Raw genomic sequence first — 14,997 nt, 5'->3', positions numbered from 1 at the left:
CGTTTCCGCCTTCGGCCCCGGCCCCGGCCCCGTAGAGAGTCTCCAGCGCCCGGTCGACGTCGGCGTCGCGGCCCGAGAGCACCCTCCCGGTCCCGTCCTCGCCGGCCTCCCCACCGAGCACCAGCCGCCAGCGACGCAGCCGCTCGTCGGCGGCGTCGGGGGGCGGGGGCCCCGCGGGGGCCGAGACCGTCGCTGTGGAGGTCATCGGAGTCGCGGTCATCGGGCCCCTCCCCCGGTGAGCGCCGCCCTGCTGCCGGATTCCGCCACCTTCGCCTCCGCTTCCCTTACCCGCAAGGGGAGTTCATCGCCTCGCTCCTCCGCCCTGGCCCCCTCCGTCTCACCGTCCCCATCCCCCTCGTCGTCCAGCCCCAGCAGCAGGCGCATCGTGGGCAGGACGGCCGCGGCGCGCTCCGGGTCCCAGGCCGGTGTGGTGCTCCGGCGTGCCGGCCCGGTGGCACGGCCGTTCGCGATCCGTTCGCCGATCGCGCGGCGGAGGGCCGGCTCGTACCCCGAGAAGGTGCGGCGGAGCAGCGGCAGGACGTCGGCGAACGCGTCGGCGTGGATACCGGTGAGCCAGGTGTCGATCAGGCCGAGCAGCCGCTCGTCGTGGAGGAGCAGCAGTCCGCCGCCGGGCTCGGTGCCGCCGGTGAAGCCCTCGATCCAGGCGGCGGCGTCGGCGGGGGGCACGGCGGGCGAGAGTGCGCGCCCCAGCAGGCGGGCGACCCGGTCGGCGGTCAGGCTCTCCTCGTCGAGCAGGAGCCGGGCCGCCCGGCCGCGGACCTCTCCCGGGAGGTGCTCGCGTTCGGCGAGGGCGGTGAGCACCGCCGTCCAGCGGTCGCCGACGCCGGGGCGCCGCAGCAGGGCCACCGCCCGGTGCACGGCGTCCACGTGCGTCCTCATCCCTCGCGCGGCGTCGCGGTCGAGGCCCGCGCAGGCTGCCGGGAGGCCGACGAAGATCCGGTCGGCGATGCCGGCCGCGACCTCGTCGAGGGCCGCGGTATCCGTCCGGCGCACGTCCCCGTAGCGCGCCGAACGGACCAGGGCGGGCAGGGCCTCGGCGAGGTGCCCGACGTCCGCGTCGAGGGCGGCGCGGTCGGCGAGGGCGCCCAGGACGGCGGGAAGCGCGGCCGGCAGCGCGGCGAGCAGACAGCGTTCGGCCAGGGTGGTGAGGTCGGCGAGGGTGTCCGCCTCGCGGGCGGCGGCCTCCGCGCGGGCGGTCGCGGCGGCCTCGACGGTCGTGCCCCACACGCCCGCTTCGGCGAGCCGGACGGCCAGTTCGGGCCGCCAGGACAGGCGCCACGCCTCACGGAAGGTGCCGAGGCCGGTGCGCGAGGGCAGCGGTTCACCCCAGTCGACGGCGAGGAGACGGAGGCGGTGCAGCAGCCGGCTTCGCTCGACATCCGTGTCCTTGCGCAGGTCCAACTCCCGTTCTTTGACGTCCGCTTCGGGCTTGAGGCGCAAAGTGCGCTGCAGACGCGTGAGATCGCGCCGGAGCGGTGTGGCGGGTGCGCTGTCCGGGACTTCGCCCAGGTCGTCGCCGATGACGAGCCGGTCCCGTACGAGGGCGAGCGGCACGTCGGACCCCTCGCACATCACGGCGCGCACAGCGTCGGTGGTCTCGGTGAGGCCGGGGAGCGGCCGGCCGCGCAGAGCGGCGAGTGTGCCCGCCAGCCGGACGGCTTCGATCACGTGCGCGGACGAGACGGGCCGGCCCTCCTCCCGCAGCAGCCGGGCGACCGTGGTCAGCCAGCGTTCGACCGGCCTGTCCGGGGCCGCGAACAGGTGGGCGTACCAGCCGGGTGAGGTGATCCCGGCGCCGTAACCGCTGTTCCGGGCCAGGCGGCGGTGGGTCCAGGGCACCCAGGAGATCTCCGTCCTGAGCTTCGGCAGCCCTTTGAGCATCCGGCGGTCGGCGGCGACGGGGCGCCGGGCCGCCAGGGCGGGCACGTGCCAGGCACCGCAGACGACGGCGATGTCGTCCCCGAACTCCTTGACCGCCTCGCGGAGCCGCAACCGCATATGGGCCTCCCGCACGGCGTCACCACCCCGGCCCGGCGGCGCTTCGCCCCCGGCCGCCCCCTCCCCGGACGCGGTGCGCAGCACGGTCATGGCCTCGGCGACGGCCTGGAAGGGGGCGAGTGGATCGTCACCGGGCGGGCCGTCGCCCGGCCGGACGGCGCCGCGGTGTTCGACGGCGTCCTCCCACCAGCGTTCGGTGTCGTCGTGCCCCGCGGCCTCCGCCAACAGCGCGAGCGGGTCGGGCGGCGGCGTTTCGACACCGTCCGGCCCGCCGGGACCGGTCGCGTCCCGGAGGGCGAGGGTGTGGGACGCGGGCAGGTCGACGAACCGCACCTCGGCGTCGTGCGCGAGCGCCCAGCGGATGGCGACCCACTCCGGCGAGAAGGCGGCGAACGGCCAGAAAGCGGCCCGGCCGGGATCGTTCGCGGCGTGAGCGAGCAGCGCGACCGGGGGACGCATGCCCTCGTCCGCCGCGCAGCGGACGATCGCGTCGGCCTCGGGCGGGCCCTCGACGAGCACCGCCCGGGGGCGGAGCCGTTCCAGGGCGGCGCGCACGGCACGCGCGGAGCCGGGTCCGTGGTGGCGCACGCCCAGCAGGGCGGGCGCGTTCACGCCGACACCTCGCGGCAGGCGCGGTAGAAGTCCTGCCAGCCGTCCCGCTCCCGGACGACCGTCTCCAGATACTCGTGCCAGACGGTGCGGTCCGACGCCGGGTCGCGGACGACCGCGCCGAGGATGCCGGCCGCGACGTCCCCGGCGCGCAGCACGCCGTCGCCGAAGTGCGCGGCCAGCGCCAGGCCGCCGGTGACGACGGAGATCGCCTCGGCCGTGGAGAGCGTGCCGGAGGGCGATTTCAGTCTGGTCCGGCCGTCCGCCGTCACCCCGTCGCGCAGTTCGCGGAAGACGGTGACGACCCGGCGGATCTCGTCCGCGCCGCTGGGGGCGGCGGGCAGGTCGAGGGAGCGGCCGATCTGGTCGACGCGCCGCACGACGATGTCGACCTCGTCCTCGTGCGTGGCGGGAAGCGGCAGGACCACGGTGTTGAAGCGGCGCCGCAGGGCGCTCGACAGCTCGTTGACGCCCCGGTCGCGGTCGTTGGCGGTGGCGATGAGGTTGAAGCCGCGCACGGCCTGGACCTCCTCGCCGAGCTCGGGGATGGGCAGGGTCTTCTCGGACAGCACCGTGATCAGCGAGTCCTGTACGTCGGCGGGGATGCGCGTCAGTTCTTCGACGCGGGCGGTCATGCCCTGGGCCATGGCGCGCATCACGGGGCCGGGCACGAGGGCGTCCCGGCTGGGCCCGTGCGCCAGCAGCCGGGCGTAGTCCCAGCCGTAACGGACGGCCTCCTCGGGTGTGCCGGCCGTGCCCTGGACGAGGAGGGTGGAGTCCCCGCTGATCGCCGCGGCCAGGTGCTCGGACACCCAGGTCTTGGCGGTGCCGGGGACGCCGAGGAGCAGCAGCGCCCGGTCCGTGGCGAGCGTGGTGACGGCGACCTCCACGACCCGCCGTGGCCCCACGTACTTCGGTGTGATCACCGTGCCGTCCGGCAACACCCCGCCGAGCAGGTAGGTGGCGACGGCCCACGGGGACAGCCGCCACCGCTCGGGGCGGGGCCGGTCGTCCTCCGCGGCCAGGGCGGCCAGTTCGTCCGCGAACGCCGTCTCCGCGTGCGGCCGGATGACTTCGGCGGAAGCCGCCGGGCCGGTGACCGGGCGGGCGGGACGCGCGTGGGCGCCGGGTGTGTCGTAGGTGACGGACGCGTCGGTGGTCGCTGCGGTGTCGTCAGTGGCTGCGGTGTCGACGGCGGCTGTCGCGTCGGCGGGTACGAAGTGGTTTCCGGGCACGGTCACAAGTCCCCCTCGTCGTGCGTTCCGGGCTGTGTCACCACCCTGCACCACACCACTGACAATCCCCCTTGGCGCCAACGAACGTGCAGGTCAGGGCAATTGTCAGTGGCGGGCCCTACCGTCGTGGACATGAATCCGCAGGGGGAACGCCGGACAGTGAACCAGGTGCTCGCGCTGGCGCCGGACTCCGCGTCGTGCACGGCGGGCGGCAGGCTCGCGACGCCCGGCGCGTGGTCGGGGACGGGAGCGCGGCCGGATGTGGTGTGGGGGGAGTGCGCGGGCGGCGCCGGCCGGACGTACCGGACGGCCGTCGACCTCACCGACCCCGACGGACCGGGCTGCGTGTGCGGTTGCCCGAGCCGGAAGGCGCCGTGCGAGCACGCGTTGGGGCTGCTGCTGCTCTGGGCGGCGGGCGACGGGCCCGTCCGCCCGGCGGAAGGGCCGCCGCCGTGGGTGGCCGAGTGGCTGGAGAGGCGCGGGAGACGGGCGGATACCCCGGTTTCCGCCCCCCGCCCGTCCTCACCGCCGGGGGCCGCCGACCGCCGGGCGGCGGAACGCGCGCGCCGGATCGCCGAAGGCGCCGGTGAGTTGGAGCGGCGGCTCGTCGATCTGGTGCACGGCGGGCTGGCCGGTTCCGGCGGTGGCGCGCGCGAGGAGTGGGACCGGGCGGCCGCCCGCATGGTGGACGCCCAGGCACCCGGACTGGCCGCCCGGCTGAGGGATGTGGCCGCCGCTCCCGCGTCGGGCGCCGACTGGGCCTCCCGGCTGCTGGAAGAGTGCGCGCTCCTGCACACCCTCAACCGCGCCTACGCACGCGTCGACCGGCTGCCGAACGGGCTGGCCGCCACCGTGCGGTCACGCGTGGGAATCACCGTCGACTCGGCCGCCCTGCGGGCCTCCACGCCGGCCGTCCGGGACGACTGGCTCGTCCTCTCCCAGGACGACACCTCCGACGACGGCGCACTGATCACCCGGCGCATCAGGCTCCACGGCACGCGCACCGGCCGCTCGGCACTGCTCCTGTCCTACGGAGCGGCCGGCCGGGCACCCGAACTGGCGCTGCCTGTGGGCCTTTCCCTCGACGCCGACCTGCACTTCCACCCGGCCGCCGTGCCCCTGCGCGCCGTGCTCGGGACGCGTCACGCCGATCCGGCGCCCGTCGCCGTACCACCGCCGGGGGTGGGCGTCGAGGCCGCCCTCGCCGCCTACGGAGCGGCGGTCCGCGACGACCCGTGGCTGGAGGCGTGGCCGGTGGTCCTGGACGGGGTGGTTCCCGTCCCGGACCCCGGGCTCGGCCGCCGGCTGGCCGACGCGGCGGGCGAGGCGGCGCTCGTCGTCGACACCGGCCGCACCGACGAGGCGGGCTGGTGGCGACTGGTGGCGGTGTCCGGGGGCGAGCCGGTACGGGTCTTCGGCGAGTGCGGGCACCGCGGTTTCGCGCCGTTGGCCGTCTGGGGTCCGGAGTTGACGCCTCTGCGCCGGTGATCTTCCGGGGACCGTTCGGTCCGGCGCGCGCCCTCGGCCCAGTCACCCGCTTCCTTCTCCGAAAGGTCACCCGTGAACACACCCAGCCACGCGGCTTCCGCCACGCACGTCCCCTGGGACGGCCTCGTCACCGCCGCCCTCATCGGCACCGGCCGGCGTGGCGCGCCGGTCCGGCCGCGCCCCGGCCAGGACCCCGCCCTGGCCCTGCTGGACGCCGCGGCCCTGCACACCGTCCAACGCCGCGCCGCCGCTCTGCCCGCCGCCCCGGGGAGCCGCCCGGAGCCCGCGCCTCCGGATCCTCGTCCGCCGTTGCCCGCGGCCGCCCGGCGACGGCTGGCGCTCCTCCTCGGCGAGCGGGCCGGTGGCGGCGACCGGCGCCGGACGGCGGCCCCCGACCTCGTGGAGCTGCTCCCCCAGTGGCTGGCCGCCGCCAACGGCCACGGGTACCGCCCTCCGGACGCCCTGCTGCCCGGCCTCCTCGACGCCGCCCGGGCCCGCACCGACCTCCGCCCCGAGGCGCTTGCCTTCGCCGGACCACGCGGCCGGTGGCTGGCCGGTCTCAACCCGCGGTGGGCGTACGCGCTCCGCGCCCACGCGGCGGGCCCGGGGCCCGTCACCGGTACACCGGACGCCACGGACCCGGAGGAGCTGCGGCGCCTGTGGCGGGAGGGACTGTTCGCCGAACGGCTGGCCGCCCTCGCCGCGGCACGGCGACGCGACCCGGCCGCGGGGCGCGAGATGGTGGCCGGCACCTGGGCCACCGAACGGGTCGAGGACCGCGAGGCGTTCCTCGGCGTGCTGCGCGACGGGCTCTCCCCGGACGACGAGCCGTTTCTCGAAGCGGCCCTCTCCGACCGGGGCCATTCCGTCCGGGCCCTGGCCGCCGAGTTGCTGGGGAGCCTGCCCGGTTCGGCGCTGACGGCCCGGATGACCGCCCGCGCCCGCACCTGTGTCGCGCTCGACCAGGGCGTCGTCGTGGTCGAAGCACCGCACGAGTGCGACAGCGGGATGCGGCGGGACGGCATCACGGCCAAGCCCCCGTCGGGACGCGGCGCGCGGTCATGGTGGCTGAGCGGGATCGTGGAGGCGACGCCGTTGTCTGTCTGGCCGGCCCGGCTGCGGGTGCCCGGCGCGGCCGAGGCCGTGGCCCTGCCGGTCGCCGACGGCTGGCGGCCCGAATTGCACGCGGCCTGGTGCCGTGCCGCCGTCCGGCAGCGGGACGCCAAGTGGGCGCGGGCTCTGCTCGGCCCCGCCACGGCGCCCCCGGCCCCCGAGGGCGCGCCGGGCCGTGATCCGGCCCGGCTGCTCACCGTCCTCCCGGCGGCCGAACGGGCCGACTGGGTCGCCCGGTTCGTCGCCGCCTACGGGTTGTCGGACGCGTTCCGGCTGATCGGGGTCTGTGCGGTGCCCTGGGCCGAACCGCTCGGGAGGGCCGTGGTGGACGCCTTGGAGATCGCCCGCGACGCCGGCGGCTATCCGTGGAGCTTCAGTGGCGTCATGGGCCTGGCCGAGCGCTGTCTCGACCCGGACCAGGCCGACCGGCTGGCCGTGCCGGCCGCCGCGGGCACCGCGCCGGACGAGGACGCCGCCCCGCCCGGGGCGGCCGGTTACTGGACGGAGGCGTTCCAGCGCCTGGCGGGAACGCTCCGGCTGCGCGCCGTGATGCGGGCGGAGCTGGCGGGATGACGAGCGCCCGGCCGGCCCCGGCCCGCAGGGCGGGCCCGCCGGTGAGAGCCGGCCCGCCGGAGAGGGCCGGCTCGTCAGGCTCCGGCCGCCTGGCGGACGTTGGCGTTGACCCACTCGACGATCGACGTCGTGGTCGCCCCCGGGGTGAAGATCTCCGCCACGCCCAGCTCCTTGAGCGGGGGGATGTCGGCCTCCGGGATGATGCCGCCGCCGAACACCTTGATGTCCTCGGCGTCGCGCTCCTTGAGCAGCTCGATCACCTTGGCGAACAGGGTGTTGTGCGCGCCGGACAGGATGGACAGGCCGATGGCGTCGGCGTCCTCCTGGATCGCGGTGTCGACGATCTGCTCGGGGGTCTGGTGAAGCCCGGTGTAGATGACCTCCATGCCGGCGTCCCGCAGCGCACGTGCGATGACCTTGGCCCCGCGATCGTGTCCGTCGAGCCCCGGCTTGGCCACCACCACACGGATCGGACCGGTCACTCCCATCACTGCCTCCATGTACGACTGCCGTCAGCCGGCCGCGAGGATCCCGTGCCGTGCGGGCCCGGGTGTGAACGAACGTTATCCACAGCATCCCGCAAGCGGTCGTTTCGCGGTGCGGAGGGAGGGGGAAATCACACGTGGGACACCACGTTCGCCGCGACCCGCACCCGCTTCCCGCCCGCCACAGGCCGTACAGCCGACCGGCCGTTGCGCGGCGGACCGCGGAAAGGGCCGCGCAGGGGAGCCGCGACGGGGTCTGCCGCACCGCCGCCGACAGCCGCACGGCGGCGGTGGCCCGGCAGGCGGCGCACAGCTGCCCGTGAGGGCACACGGGGGACAGGGCATCGGCCTGTGTGCCGTTCGGAGGTCGGCCATGGGGGCCTTGCCCGCCTTATCCCTCGTTTCCAGGACTTTCGTCCCCGTGAAGGCGTCCGCCGTTCCCGGGGATCCGCGCCCGTCGGCCGCCCTGCTGCGGTCGACGGCGCTGGAGCTGGCCATCTTCGCCTGCCACGCGATGCTGTACCCGACGGGTGTGGCGCAGGAACGCCGTCCGCCGCACCTGGTCGCACCGCCACCGGACGGGGAGGCCGACACGCCGGACGGGCGGGTTCCCGTGCTCCTCCTCCATGGATTCGCCGACAACCGTTCGGTGTTCGTCCTGCTGCGCCGCTCACTGCTCCGCCACGGCTGGCGTCATGTGGGCTCCCTCAATCACTCGCTCCTCACCCGTGACATCCGTACCGCCGCCTCGGCCCTGAGCCGGTACGCGGAGGAGTTCCGCGCCCGGACGGGCGCCCCGCGGATCGATGTCGTGGGGCACAGCCTGGGCGGGCTGGTGGCCCGTTACTACGTCCAGCGGCTGGGCGGCGACGCCCTGGTCCGCCGGCTGGTCACGCTCGGCACCCCGCACGGAGGCACCCGGGTGGCCCCGCCGATGTCGGTGCACCCGCTGGTGCGGCAGATGCGCCCGGGATCCGACGTCCTCACGGAGCTGGCCGCGCCGGCCCCCGGCTGCCGGACGCGTTTCGTCGGTTTCTGGAGCGACCTGGACCAGGTGATGGTTCCGGTGGAGACGGCCCGGCTCGACCATCCGGACCTGGTGGTGCGCAACATCCGGGTGAGCGGAGTCGGCCACCTCGCCCTCCCGGTGCACCCGGCCGTGGTGGCGGGCATCCGGCAGGCGCTGGCGTCGTGGGACGAGGAGGACGGTCTCGGCCGGGCGTCCGTCGCATGACTCCCGCGGCCCTTCCCGGATGACGCCCGGCGCCCCTTCGTGTGATGCGCCGAGGACGCCGGATGATGCCCGTCGACCCTCCGGGCAACCTTCGATCGCACCCCACTTGCCCGATTAATGTCGAACGATTTTCGAACGTCAAAGCGACTCAGGCGTGTCCCGTCCACCAAAAGGCGGCTAAATGCCCAGGCTCCCGGCCCGCGAAACGTGAGGAAGATTGTGGCCGTCGCATACCGCCGGGTACAGTCGCCGCTACTTCTCCTGCTCCCGAGGCGAAATGGAAGTGGTGGTGAACGACCGTCACCCATCGGCGGCCCCGGATCCGTCCGTTCCCGCTCCTGATGCAGCATTCGGACACCACCCGTCCCCCCAGCAGTCCACCGCCTACGGCTGGTCCGGACACGACACCGGCCAGTGGGACACCACGAACCAGTGGAACTCCTCCGGTCACACCCAGGTCTGGGACTTCAGTGCGTGCGACACCGGTGCGCAGACCGGCTGGGCGCAGCCCCAGGACGGCACCTGGGCCACCGGCTCCGGCAGCGGCCCCGCCGGCCAGTGGCAGTGGGAGACGGCGAGTTCGACCGGGTGGGGAAACCTTCCTGGTGACGGCTGGAACGGTGACACCTCGGGCCAGTGGGACACCGGGCACTCCGCCCAGTGGGACACCTCGGGCCAGTGGGACACCAGCGGCCACGCCTCGCTGCCGCAGCCCCCGCACCCCCAGGTCCCACAGCAGTCCGTCGATCACGCGATGACCCAGACCTGGGACACCTCGGCCTGGAACGGGCCCGCCGACCCCTGGGCCGGCACCCACACCGCGGAGACGCAGACCTGGGACGCCAGTGCCTGGGCTGAGGCCGCCGCCCCCGCCCCGCCGCACGACCCGACGCTGATGGCCGTCCTCACCGACACCGGCACGGCTGCCGCGCCCGCCGCCCCGGCGCCGGTGACCGATGCCGACACGCGGACCATGCACGCCGTCTTCACCTCCGACGATTTCGCCGGAATCGACCTCACCGCGGACGGCTCCGCCCCGAGCGACTCCGCCGACGTTCCCGCCGCGGACGGTGACGAGGAGAGACACCACGCCGGGGAGCCCACCGGCGAACGCCCGGTCCGCAACCGGCGCAAGGGCGGCGCCCCCCGCTCCGGTTACCGGCCCCGGCGCAAGGCCCTCCTCACGGTGGCCGTGCCCTCGGTCGCCGTGATGGGTGTGGCCGGTGTGGCCGCCGCGACCGTCGCCTCCAACGGAGGGCACGAGACACAGCAGACGCAGGCCGCGTCGGCCCCCGACACGTCCACCGTCAAGCTCTCGGCCGCCAACAACAAGCTGGACACCCAGCTCGCCGGCCTGAGCCGGGGGGCGGACGACTTCGCCACGCGCGCCAACCGCACGCAGGAACGCATCGACCTGCGGCTGCGCCAGGAGGAGGAGCGCAAGCGGAAGGCCGAGGAGGCCGCCCGCAAGGAGGCCGAACGGCCCAAGTTCGCGCTCCCCGTGGCCCAGCACGGACTCAGCGCCTACTACGGGCAGGCGGGCGTCAACTGGATGTCCGTGCACACCGGCATCGACTTCCCCGTCAGTTACGGCACCCCCGTCATGGCGGCCACCGACGGCACCGTCCGCACCCAGTACAACGTCGCCTACGGCAACATGGCCATAGTGACCTCGCCGGACGGGACCGAGACCTGGTACTGCCACCTCAGCAGCACCCGGGTGCGGTCCGGGCCCGTCAAGGCCGGCGACGTGATCGCCTACTCCGGCAACTCGGGCAACTCGACCGGCCCGCACCTGCACTTCGAGGTGCGGCCCGGCGGCTCGGCCGTCGACCCGCTGCCGTGGCTGCGGGCCCACGACCTCGACCCGACCTGATCACCCCAGGGTGGGCGCCGACCACGGGCCGGCGCCCACCCGCCCGTGGGCTACAGCTTCTCGACCGGCGCGTAGCGCAGCAGCAGGCGCTTGGGCTTCTCCTGGCCGAAGTCGATCGTCGCCTCGGCGTTGTCCCCGCTGCCCTTGACCCCGACGACCGTGCCCAGGCCGAACGAGTCGTGGGTGACCCGGTCGCCGATCGCCAGCGACACCACCGGGCGGTCCTTGGCGCGCCGCGTCGCGAACCCGCTCGGCCCCGCCGGACCCCGGCCGCCGCCCCGCGACGACGACGCCGACGCCGACCGGCCGGAGGCGATCCCGGACACCGACGCCGACGGCGTGGCGGGGCCGGTACGTCGCCACTCGACGTACCGGTCGGGGATCTCCTCCAGGAAGCGGGACGGCGGGTTGTACGCGGGCTGGCCCCAGGCGCTGCGCATGCTCGACCGGGTCAGGTACAGCCGCTCGCGGGCCCGGGTGATGCCCACGTAGGCGAGCCGCCGCTCCTCCTCCAGCTCCTTGGTCTGGCCGAGGGCGCGCATGTGCGGGAAGACGCCGTCCTCCATGCCTGTGAGGAAGACGACCGGGAATTCCAGGCCCTTGGCGGTGTGCAGGGTCATCAGCGTGATGACGCCGGTTCCCTCGGTGTCCTCGTCCGGGATCTGGTCCGAGTCGGCGACCAGGGCGACCTTCTCCAGGAACTCGGCGAGGGTGCCGGGCTCGTCCTCGGTCCGCTCCTGCTCGAACTCCAGGGCCACCGCCGCGAGTTCCTGGAGGTTCTCGATCCGGGTCTCGTCCTGGGGGTCGGTGGACGCCTGGAGTTCGGCCAGGTAGCCGGTGCGCTCCAGGACCGCTTCCAGCACGGTGGCCGGTCCGGCGCCGGACTCGACGATCGTACGGAGCTCGTCCATCAGGACGTTGAACCGCTTGACGGCGTTGGCCGAGCGGGCGGCCATGCCGTAGGCGTCGTCGACGCGCCGCAGCGCCTGCGGGAAGCTGATCTTCTCGCGGAGGGCGAGCGCGTCGATCATGGCCTCGGCGCGCTCGCCGATGCCGCGCTTGGGCACGTTGAGGATCCGGCGCAGCGGCACGGTGTCCTCGGGGTTGGCCAGCACGCGCAGGTAGGCGAGGACGTCCCGGACCTCCTTGCGCTCGTAGAAGCGCACGCCGCCGACGACCTTGTAGGGCAGGCCGACGCGGATGAAGATCTCTTCGAAGACGCGGGACTGGGCGTTGGTGCGGTAGAAGATCGCGACGTCGCCGGCCTTGGCGTCGCCGGCGTCGGTCAGCCGGTCGATCTCGTCGGCGACGAACTGGGCCTCGTCGTGCTCGGTGTCGGCCACGTAGCCGGTGATCGCGGAGCCGGCGCCGGCCTCGGTCCACAGGTTCTTCGGGCGGCGGTTCTCGTTGCGCTCGATGACCGCGTTGGCGGCGCTCAGGATCGTCTGCGTGGAGCGGTAGTTCTGCTCCAGCAGGATGGTCGTGGCGTCCGGGTAGTCCTCCTCGAACTGGAGGATGTTGCGGATGGTGGCGCCGCGGAAGGCGTAGATGGACTGGTCGGCGTCGCCGACGACGCACAGCTCGCCGGGGCCCTCCTCGCCCGCCGTCGCGGGGGTGCCCACCAGCTCGCGGATCAGCGTGTACTGGGCGTGGTTGGTGTCCTGGTACTCGTCGACCAGGACGTGCCGGAAGCGGCGCCGGTAGTGCTCGGCGACGTCCGGGAACGCCTGGAGGAGGTGGACCGTGGTCATGATGATGTCGTCGAAGTCGAGCGCGTTGGCCTCGCGCAGCCTCGACTGGTACATCGCGTACGCCTCGGCGAGGGTCTTCTCGAAGCCGTCGGCGGCCTGGGCCGCGAACGCCTCCTCGTCGATCAGCTCGTTCTTGAGGTTGGAGATCTTGGCGCTGAAGGACTTCGGCGGGAACTTCTTCGGGTCGAGGTCCAGGTCCCGGCAGACGAGCGCCATGAGCCGCTTGGAGTCGGCCGCGTCGTAGATCGAGAAGGAGGACGTGAAGCCGAGCTTCTTGCTCTCCCGGCGGAGGATCCGGACGCAGGCGCTGTGGAACGTCATCACCCACATCGCGTTGGCCCGGGGGCCGACGAGCTGCTCGACGCGCTCCTTCATCTCGCCCGCGGCCTTGTTGGTGAAGGTGATCGCGAGGATCTGCCCGGGGTGGACGCCCCGGGCGCCGAGGAGGTGGGCGATGCGGTGGGTGAGGACACGGGTCTTGCCCGAGCCGGCGCCGGCGACGATGAGCAGCGGGGAGCCGGAGTGCACGACGGCGGCGCGCTGCTGCTCGTTCATGCCCTCCAGCAGCGCGGCGGGGTCCACGACGGGGCGCGGGGCGCCGTCGCGGTAGTAGGCCTCGCGGGGGACGGGCGCGTCGAAGGCGCCGCCGAAGAGGTCGTCCGGCAGCGGCTCGGGGGCCGAGTCCTCCGGGGGAGGCGGCTCCTCGTCGGAGGGGACGAGATCCGCCAGGAAGCTGTCGTCAAAGAGGCTGCTCATCGTCATCCGAGTCTAGGCGGCCCCACTGACAACCCGTCCCCCCTCCGGCTTCCGGCCCCTGGGCGGGCGCCGTGGCGCGGGTCACGTCCAGAGGACGGCGATGAAGACGTCCGCCGTGGTCAGCGCCCCGACGGTGCCGAAGGCGGCGGCTCCGACCCGCTCCTCCCCCTCCTGGTCCCGGTTCACGTACACGAGGGCGAGGACCACCACCAGCAGGGTCAGTTTCAGGCCGATCTTGAAGGTGTTCACCGCGTCACCCTGCGCGCGGTGCAGACCGACCAGCGCCACGCCGGTGACCAGCATGGTGAGGGCGCCGTGCAGCATCGAGGGGACCATCCGGGCCTCCCCCTTGCCCATGGCCTTCATCTGGGTCATAAAGCCGCCGAGCAGGGCGGCGACGCCGATGATGTGCAGGCCGATCATGGCGTGAATCAAAGCGTCCATGGAGGCCGACCCTAGCCGGGTGGCCGAGCACCGCATAAACCGGGGTCTTAGCACCAACTGCCCCGTAACCGGGCAAAGATCATCGATTCGGTCACTCCCGAAGCGATTTCTTCCGTGGGGTCGAGGAGTTCGCGGCTCGTCCCAGTCGATTCCTCACCGGTTCCGGCCATTAACAGTCATGTGCGTTACCGGCGGATCTCGCGGTTTAGCGTCCTGCCCCAGACGGCGATGGTCCGGCCCCTTTTCCTTTCCTCCCCTGGCACGGGCCGCCGCCCGAGCCCCCAGCCTGCCACCGGACAGGAAGGAAGTGACGGCCACCGTGGCCTCGCACCGCAAGCCCAAGCACCGCCCGCTCCTCAGCGGCACCGCCCGGACGGCGGCCGGCCTCGCCCTGGCGGGCGCGGCCTCCGTCACCACGCTCGACGGCACCGGACACGCGGCGCCGCGGCGGACCCCGGACGAGGTGAAGGCACAGGTCACGCGCTACTACCGGCAGGCCGAGGTGGCGACGGAGCGGTACAACGGGGTGAAGGAGCGCACGGACCGGGCCCGGGCCGTGCTCGACGGCCTCCAGGACGAAGCCGCCCGCCGGACGGAACGGCTCAACGCCGCCCGCGATGCCCTCGGGTCGTACGCCACGGCTCAGTACCGCGCCGGAGGCATCCCCCCCTCGGTCCGGCTGCTGCTCTCGTCCTCACCGCGGCACTTCCTGGACCAGGCGTCGATGGCCGAGCGCACCGGGGCCCGTGAGGCCTCCGAGGTGGCCCGGGTACGGGAGGAGGTCCGGCAGGTCCGGCAGGTCCGCACCACGGCCGAGGCCAAGCTGCGGGAACTCGAGGCCCAGCGGAACGCGCTCGCGCGCCACCGCCGCACGGTCGAGGCCAAGCTGACCGCCGCACGGGAGCTGCTCCGGACCCTGCCGCCCGCCGCGCGGCCCGCCGACGACGGGCACGAGGACACGAGCGGCGCCCACCCCGCCGGGCGCTCGGCGGCTTCCACGGCGGCGGCGCATCCCGCCGCGGCGCCCGCCGGGCACGCCCCGACGGGCCGCGCGGCACAGGCCGTAGCCTTCGCCTATGGGGCGCTGGGCAAGCCCTACGTCTGGGGCGCCACTGGGCCCTCCGGGTACGACTGCTCGGGGCTGACGCAGGCGGCCTGGCGCGCGGCGGGCGTCGCTCTGCCGCGCACCACCTACACGCAGATCAACTCCGGGCGCCGGGTCTCCCGCTCCCGGCTGGCCCCGGGCGACCTGGTGTTCTTCTACTCCGGGGTGAGCCACGTCGGTCTCTACATCGGCGGCGGAAAGATGATCCACGCCCCGCATCCGGGGGCGCCGGTGAGTATCGCGCCGGTGGCCTCGATGCCGTTCGCCGGAGCGGTCAGACCCGCGTGACGCGCCGGCGCCGGGCGCGGG

10 protein-coding genes and 1 pseudogene are annotated in these 14,997 nt (G+C 74.3%); 5 read left to right on the top strand and 6 right to left on the bottom strand.

Annotation, left to right across the window (positions count from 1 at the left end; genetic code table 11):
* The 3 genes and pseudogenes from ACSNOK_RS09900 to ACSNOK_RS09890 all read right to left on the bottom strand — a co-directional run.
* Positions 1-205, bottom strand: a pseudogene (locus tag ACSNOK_RS09900) (hypothetical protein); the annotation flags it as partial.
* 11 nt (positions 206-216) lie between these two features.
* Positions 217-2,631, bottom strand: a complete 2,415-nt coding sequence (locus tag ACSNOK_RS09895) for a DUF5682 family protein (protein ID WP_436780229.1) — start codon at positions 2,629-2,631, stop codon at positions 217-219.
* Positions 2,628-3,869 (bottom strand): ATP-binding protein, encoded by a 1,242-nt coding sequence (locus tag ACSNOK_RS09890; RefSeq protein WP_436780228.1) that lies wholly within the window; start codon positions 3,867-3,869, stop codon positions 2,628-2,630. The genes ACSNOK_RS09895 and ACSNOK_RS09890 overlap by 4 nt, the downstream gene beginning before the upstream one ends.
* A gap of 126 nt (positions 3,870-3,995) precedes the next feature.
* Here ACSNOK_RS09890 and ACSNOK_RS09885 point away from each other — a divergent pair, with 126 nt between their 5' ends.
* Entirely contained in the window at positions 3,996-5,351 is a 1,356-nt protein-coding gene (locus tag ACSNOK_RS09885) for an SWIM zinc finger family protein (protein ID WP_436780227.1), read from the top strand.
* A gap of 72 nt (positions 5,352-5,423) precedes the next feature.
* Positions 5,424-7,037, top strand: coding sequence for a DUF5691 domain-containing protein (locus ACSNOK_RS09880; RefSeq protein WP_436780226.1), 1,614 nt, complete (start codon positions 5,424-5,426; stop codon positions 7,035-7,037).
* A 74-nt stretch (positions 7,038-7,111) separates the two neighbouring features.
* Here the strand turns inward: ACSNOK_RS09880 and ACSNOK_RS09875 are convergent, their stop codons facing one another.
* Positions 7,112-7,525 (bottom strand): cobalamin B12-binding domain-containing protein, encoded by a 414-nt coding sequence (locus ACSNOK_RS09875; RefSeq protein ID WP_171172054.1) that lies wholly within the window; start codon positions 7,523-7,525, stop codon positions 7,112-7,114.
* A 370-nt stretch (positions 7,526-7,895) separates the two neighbouring features.
* On the opposite strand from ACSNOK_RS09875, the gene ACSNOK_RS09870 reads away from it, so the two are divergent.
* Complete coding sequence (locus ACSNOK_RS09870; protein ID WP_436780225.1) at positions 7,896-8,756, top strand: esterase/lipase family protein; 861 nt, start codon at positions 7,896-7,898, stop codon at positions 8,754-8,756.
* 289 nt (positions 8,757-9,045) lie between these two features.
* Positions 9,046-10,632, top strand: coding sequence for a M23 family metallopeptidase (locus tag ACSNOK_RS09865; protein WP_436780224.1), 1,587 nt, complete (start codon positions 9,046-9,048; stop codon positions 10,630-10,632).
* Positions 10,633-10,682: 50 nt separating this feature from the next.
* Here ACSNOK_RS09865 and pcrA read toward each other — a convergent pair whose 3' ends face one another.
* The gene (gene pcrA / locus ACSNOK_RS09860; RefSeq protein ID WP_436780223.1) at positions 10,683-13,139 is read right to left on the bottom strand and encodes a DNA helicase PcrA; all 2,457 of its coding nucleotides are present in this window, start codon (positions 13,137-13,139) and stop codon (positions 10,683-10,685) included.
* An 81-nt stretch (positions 13,140-13,220) separates the two neighbouring features.
* Positions 13,221-13,583 carry a hypothetical protein gene (locus tag ACSNOK_RS09855; protein WP_436780222.1) on the bottom strand — a complete coding sequence of 121 codons (363 nt, stop codon included), beginning with the start codon at positions 13,581-13,583 and terminating at the stop codon, positions 13,221-13,223.
* A gap of 307 nt (positions 13,584-13,890) precedes the next feature.
* On the opposite strand from ACSNOK_RS09855, the gene ACSNOK_RS09850 reads away from it, so the two are divergent.
* On the top strand, positions 13,891-14,976 hold the full coding sequence (locus tag ACSNOK_RS09850; RefSeq protein WP_436780221.1) for an NlpC/P60 family protein: 1,086 nt from the start codon (positions 13,891-13,893) through the stop codon (positions 14,974-14,976).
* The last annotated feature ends 21 nt before the right edge of the window (positions 14,977-14,997 follow it).

The sequence above is a fragment of the Streptomyces sp. URMC 126 genome (genome assembly GCF_051386555.1).
Taxonomy (GTDB): Bacteria; Actinomycetota; Actinomycetes; order Streptomycetales; family Streptomycetaceae; genus Streptomyces.
The sequence above is the reverse complement of the archived record's forward strand: the minus strand, read 5'-3'. Positions and strand labels throughout refer to the sequence as shown.

Coding starts and splice junctions, on each gene's coding strand:
- ACSNOK_RS09885 (WP_436780227.1), top strand. CDS start 3,996: ATGAATCCGCAGGGGGAACGCCGGACAGTGAACCAGGTGCTCGCGCTG.
- ACSNOK_RS09855 (WP_436780222.1), bottom strand. CDS start 13,583: ATGGACGCTTTGATTCACGCCATGATCGGCCTGCACATCATCGGCGTC.
- pcrA (WP_436780223.1), bottom strand. CDS start 13,139: ATGAGCAGCCTCTTTGACGACAGCTTCCTGGCGGATCTCGTCCCCTCC.
- ACSNOK_RS09870 (WP_436780225.1), top strand. CDS start 7,896: ATGGGGGCCTTGCCCGCCTTATCCCTCGTTTCCAGGACTTTCGTCCCC.
- ACSNOK_RS09875 (WP_171172054.1), bottom strand. CDS start 7,525: ATGGGAGTGACCGGTCCGATCCGTGTGGTGGTGGCCAAGCCGGGGCTC.